The sequence below is a fragment of the Bradyrhizobium sp. STM 3843 genome (assembly GCF_000239815.1).
GTDB lineage: Bacteria > Pseudomonadota > Alphaproteobacteria > Rhizobiales > Xanthobacteraceae > Bradyrhizobium.
In genome coordinates, this window is record NZ_CAFK01000146.1 from 42,114 (window position 1) to 56,574 (window position 14,461).

At 63.6% G+C, this 14,461-nt stretch carries 15 protein-coding genes; 1 reads left to right on the plus strand and 14 read right to left on the minus strand.

What is annotated here, in order from left to right:
• Nucleotides 1-188 precede the first annotated feature (188 nt).
• The 14 genes from ureG to urtA form a co-directional block, all read right to left on the minus strand.
• Nucleotides 189-830: an urease accessory protein UreG gene (gene ureG, locus BRAS3843_RS16825; RefSeq protein WP_008970159.1), complete on the minus strand. Its 642-nt coding sequence runs from the start codon at nucleotides 828-830 to the stop codon at nucleotides 189-191.
• A gap of 181 nt (nucleotides 831-1,011) precedes the next feature.
• Complete coding sequence (locus BRAS3843_RS16830) at nucleotides 1,012-1,734, minus strand: urease accessory protein UreF (protein WP_008970160.1); 723 nt, start codon at nucleotides 1,732-1,734, stop codon at nucleotides 1,012-1,014.
• Nucleotides 1,721-2,338 (minus strand): urease accessory protein UreE, encoded by a 618-nt coding sequence (gene ureE / locus BRAS3843_RS16835; RefSeq protein ID WP_008970161.1) that lies wholly within the window; start codon nucleotides 2,336-2,338, stop codon nucleotides 1,721-1,723. Before ureE ends, BRAS3843_RS16830 begins: the two co-directional genes overlap by 14 nt.
• A gap of 29 nt (nucleotides 2,339-2,367) precedes the next feature.
• Nucleotides 2,368-2,667 (minus strand): putative quinol monooxygenase, encoded by a 300-nt coding sequence (locus BRAS3843_RS16840; RefSeq protein WP_008970162.1) that lies wholly within the window; start codon nucleotides 2,665-2,667, stop codon nucleotides 2,368-2,370.
• Between the two features lie 46 nt (nucleotides 2,668-2,713).
• Nucleotides 2,714-4,429 (minus strand): urease subunit alpha, encoded by a 1,716-nt coding sequence (ureC, locus tag BRAS3843_RS16845; protein WP_008970163.1) that lies wholly within the window; start codon nucleotides 4,427-4,429, stop codon nucleotides 2,714-2,716.
• 44 nt (nucleotides 4,430-4,473) lie between these two features.
• Entirely contained in the window at nucleotides 4,474-5,013 is a 540-nt protein-coding gene (locus BRAS3843_RS16850; protein WP_008970164.1) for an HD domain-containing protein, read from the minus strand.
• Between the two features lie 3 nt (nucleotides 5,014-5,016).
• Nucleotides 5,017-5,322, minus strand: coding sequence for an urease subunit beta (locus BRAS3843_RS16855; protein WP_008970165.1), 306 nt, complete (start codon nucleotides 5,320-5,322; stop codon nucleotides 5,017-5,019).
• 128 nt (nucleotides 5,323-5,450) lie between these two features.
• Entirely contained in the window at nucleotides 5,451-5,753 is a 303-nt protein-coding gene (locus BRAS3843_RS16860) for an urease subunit gamma (RefSeq protein ID WP_035981930.1), read from the minus strand.
• A gap of 20 nt (nucleotides 5,754-5,773) precedes the next feature.
• Entirely contained in the window at nucleotides 5,774-6,607 is an 834-nt protein-coding gene (locus tag BRAS3843_RS16865) for an urease accessory protein UreD (protein ID WP_008970167.1), read from the minus strand.
• A gap of 53 nt (nucleotides 6,608-6,660) precedes the next feature.
• Complete coding sequence (urtE, locus tag BRAS3843_RS16870; RefSeq protein ID WP_008970168.1) at nucleotides 6,661-7,356, minus strand: urea ABC transporter ATP-binding subunit UrtE; 696 nt, start codon at nucleotides 7,354-7,356, stop codon at nucleotides 6,661-6,663.
• 117 nt (nucleotides 7,357-7,473) lie between these two features.
• Nucleotides 7,474-8,235 carry an urea ABC transporter ATP-binding protein UrtD gene (gene urtD, locus BRAS3843_RS16875; protein ID WP_008970169.1) on the minus strand — a complete coding sequence of 254 codons (762 nt, stop codon included), beginning with the start codon at nucleotides 8,233-8,235 and terminating at the stop codon, nucleotides 7,474-7,476.
• A gap of 5 nt (nucleotides 8,236-8,240) precedes the next feature.
• Complete coding sequence (urtC, locus tag BRAS3843_RS16880; protein ID WP_008970170.1) at nucleotides 8,241-9,410, minus strand: urea ABC transporter permease subunit UrtC; 1,170 nt, start codon at nucleotides 9,408-9,410, stop codon at nucleotides 8,241-8,243.
• Complete coding sequence (gene urtB, locus BRAS3843_RS16885; RefSeq protein WP_175361129.1) at nucleotides 9,407-11,020, minus strand: urea ABC transporter permease subunit UrtB; 1,614 nt, start codon at nucleotides 11,018-11,020, stop codon at nucleotides 9,407-9,409. The genes urtC and urtB overlap by 4 nt, the downstream gene beginning before the upstream one ends.
• A 78-nt stretch (nucleotides 11,021-11,098) precedes the next feature.
• On the minus strand, nucleotides 11,099-12,421 hold the full coding sequence (gene urtA / locus BRAS3843_RS16890; RefSeq protein ID WP_008970172.1) for an urea ABC transporter substrate-binding protein: 1,323 nt from the start codon (nucleotides 12,419-12,421) through the stop codon (nucleotides 11,099-11,101).
• A gap of 506 nt (nucleotides 12,422-12,927) precedes the next feature.
• On the opposite strand from urtA, the gene BRAS3843_RS16895 reads away from it, so the two are divergent.
• Entirely contained in the window at nucleotides 12,928-14,439 is a 1,512-nt protein-coding gene (locus BRAS3843_RS16895; protein ID WP_008970175.1) for a DEAD/DEAH box helicase, read from the plus strand.
• Nucleotides 14,440-14,461 lie beyond the last annotated feature (22 nt).

Consider the following 14,461-nt stretch of genomic DNA (forward strand, 5'->3'; position numbering starts at 1 on the left):
AACATATTATGAGTGAGCCATCAACGAGGCGCAACTGAACCCTCCGGTCTTCCCGGAGGGGGCGCACCATCAGGCCGGAATCCGGGCGTTATCTAACGGCCAAGGATCAACTTTGTTCCGGCGGCCCTGCGGCTTTTTTGAGTCCTGGATGGCCACAGCCGAGCGCCCCTCCAGGAAGATGCGGCAGATCAGCGCGCCCCGGCCAGGGGCTTAGGCGGACTCAGCCCGCCCTTGGCTTCGATAAAGCCGATGATCCGATCGAGCCCCTGGCTCTTGCGGAGATTGGTCATCACGAACGGGCGCTCGCCGCGCATCCGCTTGGCATCGAGCTCCATCTTCTCGAGCGACGCGCCGACATGCGGCGCCAGATCGATCTTGTTGATCACCAGCAGATCCGAGCGGGTAATGCCCGGGCCGCCCTTCGACGGGATCTTGTCACCGGCCGCGACATCAATGACGTAGATCGTGAGATCGGCCAGCTCCGGGGAGAATGTCGCAGCCAGATTGTCCCCACCGGATTCGATCAGCACGAGATCGAGGCTCGGGAATTTGGCGCGCATGTCCGCGACGGCCGCGAGATTCATCGAGGCATCCTCGCGGATTGCGGTATGCGGGCACCCACCTGTCTCGACACCGGCGATGCGGTCCGGCGTCAGCGAGCCCGAGCGCACCAGAAACTCGGCATCCCATTTGGTGTAGATGTCGTTGGTAATCGCCGCGATGTCGTAGCGCTCGCGCATGGATTTGCAGAGCAAGTCCATCAGCGCCGTCTTGCCCGATCCGACCGGGCCACCGATGCCGACGCGCAACGGACCGTGAGATGATGACATTAGACAATCCTTCGGTTGCCGTCGTCCCGGCGAACGCCGTGACCCCAAGCGCGAGCGCATCTGCGCTCGTCGCGGCCGCGTGATGCATCTGTCGAGCAGAATGGCTGACGCGGCCTAGAACAATCAACGCCGGTGGTTATGGGTCCCCGCTTTCGCGGGGACGACAAGAGAAACAAAGCCATCACGACCGAAACAGCCTCGTATATTGCGTCTCGTGCCGCAGGCTGGCGAGATCGGCGCGGAAGGTCGCGCTGCCGAGATCATCCAGCGTGGCTACCAGCGCACGAGCCGCGGTCGCAGCCACGGCCGGCTCGAGCGCCGCCAGCACGCGCTGACAGTCGGTCTGCCCGAGCGGGATCAGGCGGCTGCCAGCCGAGATCCAATTCGAAGTCAGCGCGTGCAGAAAGGCATGCAGCGTCGGCGCAAGCGGGATGCCATGCGCCGAAGCAACCAGGCCGACCGCAACCGGGTAGACGATCGCCTCGCACTGCGCGACGGCAGCCGCAAGCCCCTCGCAAGTCCAAGCGGCCTGTGCAATCTCGATGAAGGCTCGCCCCTGCGCCGTCGTTTCGAGCTGCCGCTCGCGCGACGGCACAAAGGCCGCCGCAAGCTCCGCGACATCACGCAACCCGCGCATGTCGTCCAGTTGCAGCGCCCGATGCGCGTGCACCAGAAACACGCCGTCGCAGAAGCCTGCGCCGTCGGTCAGCATGGCCGACAGCCAGTGGCGGAGAGTGCCGGCGCCGGTGACGTCACCCGCTTCCACCGCCCATTCGATGCCGCTCGAATAGGAGAAACCGCCGACCGGGAATGATGGCGACAGCCAGGTCAGCAGCCGATACAGCGCCGCCGCCTCGGCCTCCGTTATTGCATCGGGCGCATGCCGCAGCTCATTTGTGGTCATGAGCATGGGAATGGTCGTGATGATGCGCGTGACCGCAATGCTCATCGTGATGATGGTGGCCATGCGCATGGCGATCGTGGCCATGATGGGCATGATCATGCGAAGCGTGGTCATGTGTCCCGTGGTCGTGATGATGCGCATGGTCATGATCATGCGCATCGTGCCCGCTGGCCGGCTCGGCATAGGCGCCGCCTTCCGGATCGAACGGCGCCTCGATCTCGATCACGCGCGCACCGAGCCCTTTGACCATCGCTTCGATGACATGATCGCGGCGGATGCGCAGGCCCTTGCCCATGATCTGCGTCGGCAGATGGCGGTTGCCGAGATGCCAGGCGAGCCGCATCAGGTGATGCGGATCGGCGGCCCGGATCTCCAGCAGCGGCTCCGCTGCTGCAACGACCTCGACCAGGCGACCATCCTCGAGCACGAGCGCATCGCCACCGCGCAAGGCGATGGCGTGCTCGAGGTCGAGCAGAAAAGCGAGCCCGCGCGTGCCGCTCATCGCCATCCGCCGCCGATGGCGGTCGTCGAAGTCGAGCACGACGGTATCGGCGGCGGCTTCAGTCCATCGATGCTGTCCAAGCACACGCGTGGCGCGGATCATGCTGGTACTCCCATTCTCGTCAATTCCGTTCAGCGGACGTCCACCTTCGCGGGCGTGATGATCTCGATCCGGGGCGGTGCCGCAAAGCATTTCACGGCGACGCGACCGAACGCCTTCATGTGATCGGCGGTGCGATGCGGCGCCAGTAGGTCCGCATTCTCCCATTGCTCGACGAACACCATCCTGCTGGGATCGGTGACGCTCTCATGCAAATCATAGGCGATATTGCCGGGCTCCTTGCGCGTCTCGGCGATGCAGGCGGTGGCGGCGGCAATGAATTCGGCGCGCGTTTCGGGTTTCACGGTCAACGTAGCGACGACATAGATCACGAAGGAATCCTCCCGGTATTTTTTCGGCTTTGTACCGGGAGGAAGTCTAGAACATGAAATAGCGCTGCGCCATGGGCAGCACCTCGGCGGGCTCGCATGTCAGGAGTTCGCCGTCCGCGCGCACCTCATAAGTCTCCGGATCGACCTCGATCTTGGGCAGAGCCTCATTATGGATCATGCTCTTCTTGGAGATGCGTCCGCGCGTGTTCTGCACCGCGTAGAGCTTCTTGGAGATGCCGAGCTGGCGGGCAAGGTTGCCGGTGACCGCCGCCTTCGAGGTGAACACCACGGACGAGGCCGTCAGCGACTTGCCGAACGCCGCGAACATCGGCTGGTAGTGCACGGGCTGCGGCGTCGGGATCGAGGCGTTGGGATCGCCCATCGGAGCGGCGACGATCGAGCCGCCCTTGATGATGCAATCCGGCTTGACGCCGAAGAAGGCCGGCGACCACAGCACGAGATCGGCAAGCTTGCCTTTCTCGACCGAGCCGATCAGCTTCGAGACGCCATGCGCGATCGCGGGATTGATGGTGTATTTGGCGATGTAGCGCTTGACGCGGAAATTGTCGTTGTCGTTGCCCTTGTCCTCCGGCAGCGCGCCGCGTTGCTTCTTCATCTTGTCGGCGGTCTGCCAGGTGCGGATGATGACCTCGCCGAGTCGGCCCATGGCCTGTGAGTCCGACGACATCATCGACAGCGCGCCCAGGTCATGCAGGATGTCTTCGGCAGCGATCGTTTCCTTGCGGATGCGGCTTTCGGCAAAGGCGAGATCTTCCGCGATCGACGGATCGAGGTGATGGCACACCATCAGCATGTCCAGATGCTCGTCGATGGTGTTGCGGGTGAACGGCCGGGTCGGATTGGTCGAGGACGGCAGCACGTTCTTCAAGCCAGCAACCTTGATGATGTCGGGCGCGTGGCCGCCGCCCGCACCTTCGGTGTGGAAGGCGTGGATGGTGCGGCCCTTGAACGCCTTGATCGTATCCTCGACGAAGCCGGATTCGTTGAGCGTGTCGGAGTGCAGCATCACCTGTACGTCATGGTCGTCGGCAACCGAGAGACAGTTGTCGATCGCAGCCGGCGTGGTGCCCCAGTCCTCATGCAGCTTCAGCGCGCAGGCGCCGGCCTTGATCATCTCGACCAGCGCCGCGGGGCGCGCTGCATTGCCCTTGCCGGAGATGCCGAGATTGACCGGAAAGGCATCGAACGACTGGATCATTCGCGCGATGTGCCAGGGTCCCGGCGTGCAGGTGGTCGCAAACGTGCCGTGCGACGGGCCGGTGCCGCCGCCCAGCATCGAGGTGACACCCGACATCAGCGCGTGCTCGATCTGCTGCGGACAGATGAAATGGATGTGGCTGTCGAAACCGCCCGCGGTGAGGATCTTGCCCTCGCCTGCGATCACGTCGGTACCGGGGCCGATCACGATAGTGACGCCCGGCTGGATGTCGGGGTTGCCAGCCTTGCCGATCGCCGCGATCATGCCGTCCTTGATGGCGACATCGGCTTTGACGATGCCCCAATGGTCGACAATCAGCGCGTTGGTGATGACGGTGTCGGCCGCGCCCTGCTTGTTGGTGACCTGCGACTGGCCCATGCCGTCGCGGATCACCTTGCCACCGCCGAACTTCACCTCCTCGCCATAGGTGGTGAAATCCTTCTCGACCTCGATGATGAGATCGGTGTCGGCCAACCGCACCTTGTCGCCGGTGGTCGGGCCGAACATGTCGGCATAGACGGAACGCTTGATCTTGACGGACATTGCCGGCCCCCACTCTGCTTATCTCTTGTCGTGACGCGTTCCGCTCACAGCGTCGCCCTCGCATTGGCAACTGCCTCGTCGAACAGCGCATCGAGCTGCGCGTTGACGCCGCGGCAGCCGGCGACGACCTGCTCGGCCCAGCCGACATAGTCCATCAATTCCAGCTGCTGCTCGAAATCGGGCTCGAAAAAGATGCGGGCGCGGATGTTGCTGATCTTGTCGGCGATCTTGATCTGCTTGGCCCCGTCCGACTTCTTCGGCGCCTCCAGCACCTGGAGCTGCCGTCGCTCGCTCTTCGCCAGCGTCATGTCGTCGGTGACCTCCTCGACCAGACCGGCCACGCGCAGGCCGAAGCGCTGCGCCAGCTCGTCATGCGTCGTGTCGGTGTCCTCGATCGTGTCATGCAGCCAGCCGGCCGCGACCAGCTCGGCATCCTCGCCGTTGCTGGCGACCGAGAGCAGGTTCGCAACCTCGGCAAGATGATTGATATAGGGCTCCCCGCTGCGACCTTTGCGCTGCTGGCCCAAGTGGCGCCGCGCAGCCAACTCGGCGGCTTCGGAGACGAGGCGAACGCCGGTCAGCATGGCCTACAGCTTGCCCATCACGTCGCCGCGGAAGCCATAGACGGTGCGCTTGCCGGCGAGCGCGACCAGCTGCACGTCGCGGGTCTGGCCCGGCTCGAAACGCACGGCAGTGCCGGCAGCGATATCGAGCCGCATGCCACGCGCCTTCTTGCGGTCGAACTTCAGCGCCGGATTGGTCTCGAAGAAATGGTAGTGCGATCCCACCTGGATCGGCCGGTCGCCGGTGTTGGCAACCGTGAGCGTCACGGTCTTGCGACCGGCGTTGAGCTCGATCTCGCCGTCCTGGATGAAGAGTTCGCCGGGGATCATTTCATCTTTCTCCGTCATTCCGGGGCGGTCCGCAGGACCGAACCCGGAATCTCAAAACACCGACTTTAAACAATCTCTGGATTCCGGGCCCAGCGCTCCGCGCTGTCCCGGAATGACGCATCGAAAAGCTACCTGATCGGCTCGTGCACAGTGACGAGCTTGGTGCCATCGGGGAAGGTCGCCTCGACCTGGATGTCGTGGATCATCTCGGGGATGCCGGCCATCACCTGTTCACGGGTCAGAACCTGCGCACCGGCCTGCATCAGCTCGGCGACGGTGCGGCCGTCGCGCGCGCCCTCCAGGATGAAATCGGAAATGATGGCGACAGCCTCGGGGTGGTTGAGCTTGACGCCGCGCTCCAGCCTGCGGCGCGCCACGATGGCCGCCATCGAGATCAGAAGCTTATCCTTTTCGCGGGGGGACAGGTTCATGCGAAATCTCTAGTCGTCACCTAATTGAGCCAGAGCCGCGGCAGCGGCATCTCCGAAGCGCAACCGAGCACCGCGATCATGTCGGCGCGCAGGCGCGCGGCATCTTGGGCACAGAACCGCGCCATTGCAAACCCATTCCAGGCCGAGAGCCCGACCTCCCCACCGAATGCCGGGGCCGCCTCCCTGATACGGTCCACCAGCGCGGCATCGCCGGGCACGATCAGCGCCGTCCCGATGGCTGCCGCACCGTTGGCGACGGCCGGCTGCGCCAGCCTGTCGCCGATATCGCCTTCGAGACGTACGGTCTCGGCAAAGACGAGCCGGCCGCCCCGGCGCAGCCGCCAGCGGTCGACAAAGACACCCTCGCGCATGCGTTCGCCCATGGCGGTTCGGCCGAACACCACGATCTCGCACAGCAGGAGCGAGGCCGTGTCATCCAGCTCGATATCAATATGGCGCGCAATCCTGGCGCGGTCGAACAGAATGGTCTCCTGCGGCAACCAGGAAAGATGCGCGCCCGCCGCAGCCTTCAGCGAGATATCCAGCGCGGCGGCCTTGCCGGGCGCGCGGTAGACCTTTTCGGCGGCGGCCGTTGTCAAGGTCAGGCGCGTGCCCTCGCCCGCTGCGATATCGATCGCGAACCGGTCGCCGCCGGCGATGCCGCCGGCCGTATTGACGAACATGGCCGAAAGCCCGTTGTCCTCCGGCGACGGAAAACGGACACGGAGCGAGCCGGACTCATGCAGCTCACGACGGCGGTTCATGCCGTCCTGCAGCTGGACGTCGAAGCGGACCGCACCGCGCGCGCGATTCTGCTCGAAAATATCTGCTGCGGCGGCAGCGTCGGCCCCCATTCTCTTTCCCCCCGCGCGACCCGAGATCCGCTAAAGGCCGCGTCAAGATTCCGTCAGAGCGCCATCTGGCGGCTGATCTCGGCAGGATCGAGATCGGCGCGGATGCAGGTATACTTGACCGCGCCACGATCCATCACGGCAAAATTGTCGCCGAGCTCGCAGGCAAAGTCGAGATATTGCTCGACCAGCACGATTGCGATGTTGCCGAGATTGCGCAGGTAGGAGATGGCCCGGCCGATATCCTTGATGATCGAGGGCTGGATGCCTTCGGTGGGCTCGTCCAGCAGCAGCAGTTTCGGCCGCATTACCATCGCCCGCCCGATCGCGAGCTGCTGCTGTTGGCCGCCGGAGAGGTCGCCGCCGCGCCGGCCCAGCATCGACTGCAGCACCGGAAACAGCGAGAAGACATCGTCGGGGATGTTTCGCTCGGCGCGCTTGAGCGGCGCGAAGCCGGTCTTGAGGTTCTCTTCCACCGTGAGCAGCGGGAAGATCTCGCGGCCCTGCGGCACGAAGCCGATGCCACGCCGGGCCCGCTCATAGGGCTTGAGATGGGTGATATCGGCGCCGTCAAAGCTGATCGCGCCCGAGGCCAGCGGATATTGCCCAACCAGCGCGCGCAACAACGACGTCTTGCCGACGCCGTTGCGGCCGAGCACGCAGGTCACCTTGCCCGGCTCGGCCGAGATCGACACGCCACGCAACGCCTGCGCGGCGCCGTAGTAGAGGTTGATGTTGTCGACATTGAGCATCAGCGACCTCCGGCTGTCGCCAAGTGATTGCCGAATAGCGAATGGCCAATAGTACGAACTGCCCCGCTCATGATCCTCTGCATCATCCCTATTCGCTACTGACCACTCGCTATTCGCCTACCTACCAAGGTAAACCTCGATCACGCGCTCATTCGACGACACCTGATCGATGGTGCCTTCGGCCAGCACGGTCCCTTCGTGCAGGCAGGTGACCTTGACGCCGAGTTCGCGGACGAAGGTCATGTCGTGCTCGACGACCATGACGGTGTGATCCTTGTTGATCGCTTTCAGCAACTCCGCCGTCTGATGGGTCTCGACGTCGGTCATGCCGGCGACGGGCTCATCGACCAGCAGGAGCTTGGGGTCCTGCGCCAGCAGCATGCCGATCTCGAGCCACTGCTTCTGGCCATGTGACAGGCTGCCGGCGAGCTTGCGCCGAACATCCTTCAGCCGCACCGTCTCCAGCACCTTGTCGATGCGCTCAGCCTCGGTCCTCGAACCGCGCCAGAACAGCGTGCCCTTGACGCTGTGGTCGACATTGAGCGCGAGCAGTAGATTGTCCTCGACCGACTGGCTCTCGAACACGGTCGGCTTCTGAAATTTGCGGCCGATGCCGAGCTCGGCGATGCGGGTCTCGTCGAGCCGGGTCAGATCGGTGGTGCCGTCGAACAGCACGGTGCCTTCGTCCGGCTTGGTCTTGCCGGTGATGATGTCCATCATTGTGGTCTTGCCGGCACCGTTCGGGCCGATGATGGCGCGCATCTCCCCCGGCGCGAGCGTCAGCGACAGATTGTTGATGGCGTGAAAGCCATCGAACGACACATGCACGCCGTCGAGATAGAGCAATGCCGATGTGGCGCGGGCGTCCATCACGTTCATGCTGATCACTCCGCCAGCTTGGGTGCACTGACGCCGTCCTCACGGGCGGCGCTTTCGGCATTGGCCTCAATGCGCTTCGTCTTGAACGGCTCCCACCAGGCATTGAAGGTGCCGACGATGCCCTTGGGCAGCAGCAGGGTTACCAGCACGAACATCGCACCCAACATGAACAACCAATAGGGTGCCAGGGCACCGGAGGTGAAGAAGGTCTTGGCGTAGTTGACGACAATGGCGCCGAGCGCGGCCCCGACCAGCGTGCCGCGGCCACCGACCGCCACCCAGATCACGGCCTCGATCGAATTGCCGGGCGCAAACTCGGAGGGATTGATGATGCCGACCTGAGGCACATAGAGCGCGCCGGCCACGCCGGCCATGCAGGCGGAGAGCGTAAACACGAACAGCTTGTAGGATTCGACGCGGTAGCCGAGGAAGCGGGTGCGGGATTCCGCATCGCGGATCGCGATCAGCACCTTGCCGAGCTTCGATGAGACGACAGCCCGACAGATCACGAAGGCGAGGATCAGAGCAAGGCAGCTCAGGGCGAACAGCGCCGCGCGGGTGCCCTCGGCCTGCACGTTGAAGCCGAGGATGTCCTTGAAGTCGGTCAGGCCGTTATTGCCGCCGAAGCCGAAATCATTGCGGAAGAAGCCGAGCAGCAGCGCGTAGGTCATCGCCTGCGTGATGATCGAGAGATAGACGCCGGTGACACGGGAGCGGAACGCCAGCCAGCCGAAGCAGAAGGCGAGCAGGCCTGGCACCAGCACCACCATCAGCGCTGCGAACCAGAACATGTCGAAACCGTACCAGTACCAGGGCAGCTTCGGCCAGTTCAGGAACACCATGAAATCCGGCAGGAGCGGATTGCCGTAGACCCCGCGGGCCCCGATCTGGCGCATCAGATACATGCCCATCGCATAACCGCCGAGCGCGAAGAAAGCGCCGTGGCCGAGCGAGAGAATGCCGCAATAGCCCCAGATCAGGTCGATCGACAGCGCCAGGATCGCGTAGCAGACATATTTGCCCCACAGCGCGACCAGATAGGTCGGCACCTGCAGCGCAGACCCCGTGGGGAGCAGCAGGTTGGAGAGCGGGATCAGGAGACCGCAGGCGGCGACGACCAGGACGAAGCTGACGGCAGCGCGGTCCAGGGAGCGGGTCAGCAGATGCGGCATCATGCTTCCACCGCCCGGCCCTTGAGCGCGAACAGACCGCGCGGGCGCTTCTGGATGAACAGGATGATCAGGACCAGGATCGCGATCTTGCCGAGCACGGCGCCGGCGACCGGCTCCAGGAACTTGTTGGCGATACCGAGCGTGAAGGCGCCGACCAGCGTGCCCCAGAGATTGCCGACGCCGCCGAACACCACGACCATGAAGGAATCGATGATGTAGCTCTGGCCGAGATTGGGGCTGACATTGTCGATCTGCGACAAAGCGACGCCGGCGATGCCCGCGATGCCCGAACCGAGCCCAAAGGTGAGCGCATCGACCCGCGACGTGGCGATGCCCATCGAGGCCGCCATGCGCCGGTTCTGCGTCACCGCGCGCATCTCCAGCCCGAGCGCGGTGTAGCGGAGCATCGCCAGCAGAATGGCGAACACGGCCATCGTGAAACAGAGGATCCAGAGCCGGTTATAGGTGATCGTGATCTGGCCAAGCTCGAAGGCGCCGCTCATCCAGGAGGGATTGCCGACTTCGCGATTGGTCGGTCCGAAGGCCGTGCGCACGGCCTGCTGCAGGATCAGCGACAGACCCCATGTGGCCAGCAGGGTTTCCAGCGGCCGGCCGTAGAGGAAGCGGATGATGGTGCGTTCGATCACGACGCCAATGGCCCCCGCCACCAGGAACGCCAGCGGGACCGCGATCAGAAGCGAATAGTCGAACAGCGCGGGATAACGGGTGCGGATCACCTCCTGGACCACGAAGGTGGTGTAGGCGCCCAGCATGACCATCTCACCATGGGCCATGTTGATGACGCCCATCACACCAAATGTGATCGCGAGGCCGATCGCAGCGAGCAGCAGCACCGAGCCCAGCGACAGACCGTACCAGGCGTTCTGCACGCCGGACCAGACCGCCAGCGAGCTTTGGATCGAGGCGATCGCGCTCTTTGCAGCCTTGGTGACCGAGGCCGGCTGATCGCCACCACTGATTTCATTCAGGAGAGCGAGCGCATCCTGGTCGCCGCGCGCCCTGATCGTACCGACGGCCGCGAGCTTGTCGGCCTCGCTGGCATCGGACTTGAACAGGAGGATCGCCGCGCGCGCTTCGGCGAGCGCATCCTTGGCGGAGCGATTGGTCTCCTTGGCCAACGCCGATTCCACTGTGGGCAGCGCCGTCTCCTCGTGTGACTTGAAGACAGACTGCGCCGCCGACAGCCGCGTCGACAGATCCGGCGAGAGCAAGGTGAGCCCGCCAAGCGCCGCGTCGACCGCGCGGCGGAGACGGTTGTTGAGGTTGACCGCGGAGGCGCTGTCGGGGATCGCATCGACAGCCGCCCCGGTGGCGGCGTCGATCGCCTTGCCGTCGGACTGCTTGATGTAAACCTTCTTGGTGTCAGCGTCGAACATCAGCCGCTCATCCTGCAGCGCGCTGATGATCGGAAATGCCAGCGGATTGCCGGAAGCTGCGATCTCTCCGATCGCTTCCTCGGTATCGGAGAAGTCGTCGGTGGTGAATTTGGCGACCGACTCCTCGAACGACGCGGCAAATGCGGGAACCGCAACGGCGATCAAGGCAATCGCGAGTATGAGCGCGCGCAGAGGCGCAAGAAAAATGGCAGACACTGGACAACCCCGGCAGGAGCTAGAAGAGAGGGCGGCGTTCCCGCCCTCTCCAATCATGTTGACGACGTCAGATCCCGATCAGGTGCCCGAGCCCAGGCACTTGTTGGTCTTGACGTTGTAGTTGCCGCACTTCTTGCCGACCCAGTCGCCGATCAGGTCCTTCGAGCCTTCCAGCTCCTTCGACCAGGCGTCGCCCGGCACGAGGTCCTTGGTCTTGTAGACCACGCTGAACTGGCCATCGCCCTTGATCTCGCCGATGAACACCGGCTTGGTGATGTGGTGGTTCGGCAGCATCTTCGAGATGCCACCGGTCAGGTTCGGCGCTTCGGTGCCCGGAAGCGCATCGATCACCTTGTCCGCATCGGTCGACTTCACCTTCTCGACCGCTTTCACCCACATGTTGAAGCCGATCACATGGGCTTCCATCGGGTCGTTGGTGGTGCGCTTCGGGTTCTTGGTGTAGGCCTGCCAATCCTTGATGAACTTCTCATTCGCCGGCGTCTTGATCGACTCGAAGTAGTTCCAGGCAGCGAGATGGCCGACCAGCGGCTTGGTGTCGATGCCGGCGAGCTCTTCCTCACCCACCGAGAACGCAACGACCGGAATATCCTTCGCCTTGATGCCCTGGTTGCCGAGCTCCTTGTAGAACGGAACGTTGGCGTCGCCGTTGATGGTCGAGACCACGGCAGTCTTCTTGCCGGCCGAGCCGAACTTCTTGATGTCGGCCACGATCGTCTGCCAGTCGGAGTGACCGAACGGCGTGTAGTTGATCATGATGTCTTCCTGAGCCACGCCCTTAGACTTCAGGTAGGCTTCCAGGATCTTGTTGGTGGTGCGCGGATAGACGTAGTCGGTGCCCGCCAGCACCCAGCGCTTCACCTTCTCTTCCTTCATCAGGTAATCGACCGCCGGGATCGCCTGCTGGTTCGGCGCCGCACCGGTGTAGAACACGTTGCGCTCGCTCTCCTCGCCCTCATACTGGACGGGGTAGAACAGGATGCTGTTGAGCTCCTTGAACACCGGCAGCACGGATTTGCGCGACACCGAGGTCCAGCAGCCGAACACGACCGCGACCTTGTCCTTGGTGATCAGCTCACGCGCCTTTTCGGCAAACAGCGGCCAGTTCGACGCGGGGTCGACGACGACGGCTTCGAGCTTCTTGCCGAGCACGCCGCCCTTCTTGTTCTGTTCGTCGATCAGGAACAGGATCGTATCCTTCAGCGTGGTCTCGCTGATGGCCATGGTGCCGGAAAGCGAATGAAGAACGCCGATCTTAATGGTGTCGTCGGCAGCTTTGGCCGAGCTGAAGCCGGCAAGGCCGAGCGCCAGGCCGGCGGCAGCCGCCAGCCAGCGGCGGCGGCTGAACGGCGCCGCTAATTCCTGAGTGAATTGAGTAAGCATGAGGTCTTGTCTCCCTGACGCAGACGTACTTCGCCGACCGAAACGGCCGCGGGTCTGCGTGGCAGGAATCGCAAGAAGTATGCCATGCCCATTGCAGCGGGTAAGATTTTGAAATAACGATTGAAATTAGCCGGATCGCGCCACAACGCCGCACGAGCTTGCCTGCAGCTTGAGCAACCGAACTGTTCAATTCGATAGCAATTCGGCCAATGTTTATGCAGTCCGTTTCAAATGATTAATTTTAAAGCAACCCAATACCACAATCCTGCCAATCGCAGCTGAGCGGCCTTGAAACTGCCGCCAGGGTGTTCCATATGTCTGACCGATCAGGCGAATCGGCCGGTCGTCGCAAGCCGCGTGTTCTTAAGCTCGCTCGGAGCTTCTGGCTTGCCATTTTCAGCCAACACAACAGGCGCTCCCAACACGCGGGTGTCTTCATCGATCACCCACCCGCGTTGGGCCATGTGCCGGCACGGGCGTCGTCCTCTTTATGGAAAGACCCTCTTTTGACATCCTTTCAGGATTTTGGCCTTGCCGACGCGCTTCAGCGCGCGCTCAAGGATGAGAACTACCAGACCCCCACCCCGATCCAGGCCCAAACCATTCCACTCGCGCTCGAAGGTCGCGACGTCGTCGGGATTGCGCAAACGGGAACCGGCAAGACCGCATCCTTCGCGCTGCCGATCCTGCACCGGCTGCTGCAGAACCGCACCAAGCCGCAACCCAAGACCGCCCGGGTTCTGGTGCTGAGCCCGACCCGCGAACTGTCCGGACAGATCCTCGACAGCTTCCATGCTTACGGCCGGCATATCCGGCTGAGTTCCGCGCTCGCCATCGGCGGCGTGCCCATGGGCCGCCAAGTCCGCACCATCATGCCCGGCGTCGAGGTGCTGGTCGCCACCCCGGGCCGGCTGCTCGACCTGATCCAGGGTAACGCCCTCAAGCTCACCAGTGTCGAGTTTCTTGTGCTGGATGAAGCAGACCGCATGCTCGACATGGGCTTCATCAACGACATCCGGAAGATCGTCGCCAAGCTGCCGCACAAGCGCCAGACCCTGTTCTTCTCGGCGACGATGCCGAAAGATATCGCGGAACTCGCCGACGCGATGCTGCGCGACCCGGCCCGGGTCGCCGTCACGCCGGTCTCCTCCACGGCCGAGCGGATCAGCCAGCGGGCGATCCAGGTCGACCATACGGCCAAGAGCGCCATGCTGACCCAACTCCTCAAGGAGGAGCCGGTCGACCGCGCGCTGGTGTTCACCCGTACCAAGCACGGCGCCGACAAGGTCGTAAGGGGTCTCGAAAAGGCGGGCATTCCGGCTCAGGCGATCCACGGCAACAAGTCGCAGAACCATCGTGAGCGCACCCTGGCCGCGTTCCGCTCCGGCGAGATCCGCACCCTGGTCGCGACCGACATCGCAGCCCGCGGCATTGATGTCGACGGTGTCAGCCATGTCGTGAATTTCGATCTGCCCAATGTGCCGGAAACCTATGTCCATCGCATCGGCCGTACTGCGCGCGCGGGCGCTGAGGGCGTCGCCATCTCGCTGGTCGCGGGTGCCGAGGAACTTGGCTACCTCCGCGACATCGAACGGCTGATCAAGATCGCCGTGCCGCGCGAGGACCGCCGCACGCCGGGGGGCGCGCGCGACGCAGCGCCTGCAGCCGATCATCATCGGCCGGACCGTTCCGGCCACCGCGCCGAAGGCGGTCGTAAACCGGCTCCTCATGGCGCCCATGGCAAGCGGTCGCACGGCAACGGCGGCCAGTCCGCCGGTGCGCGTCCGGCCTACGGGGCGCCCGCAAATGATGGGGTCAAGAGCACGAAAGGGCCTCGCCGCCGCAGGCGATCCAATGCTATGATGAACTCTCTGCCCAGCAATCGTCAGGAATCCAACCGGCCGTCGCAAGGCGGCGGCAAGGCCGGAGCGATTCAAGGCGTTGCGTTTTTGCAACGCGCCGGCAGGCCCGAACACAGACGCAATACGAACCCGAACCGCAACCAACGGCCAAACTAGACGTCTATCGATCTGGAGAGAC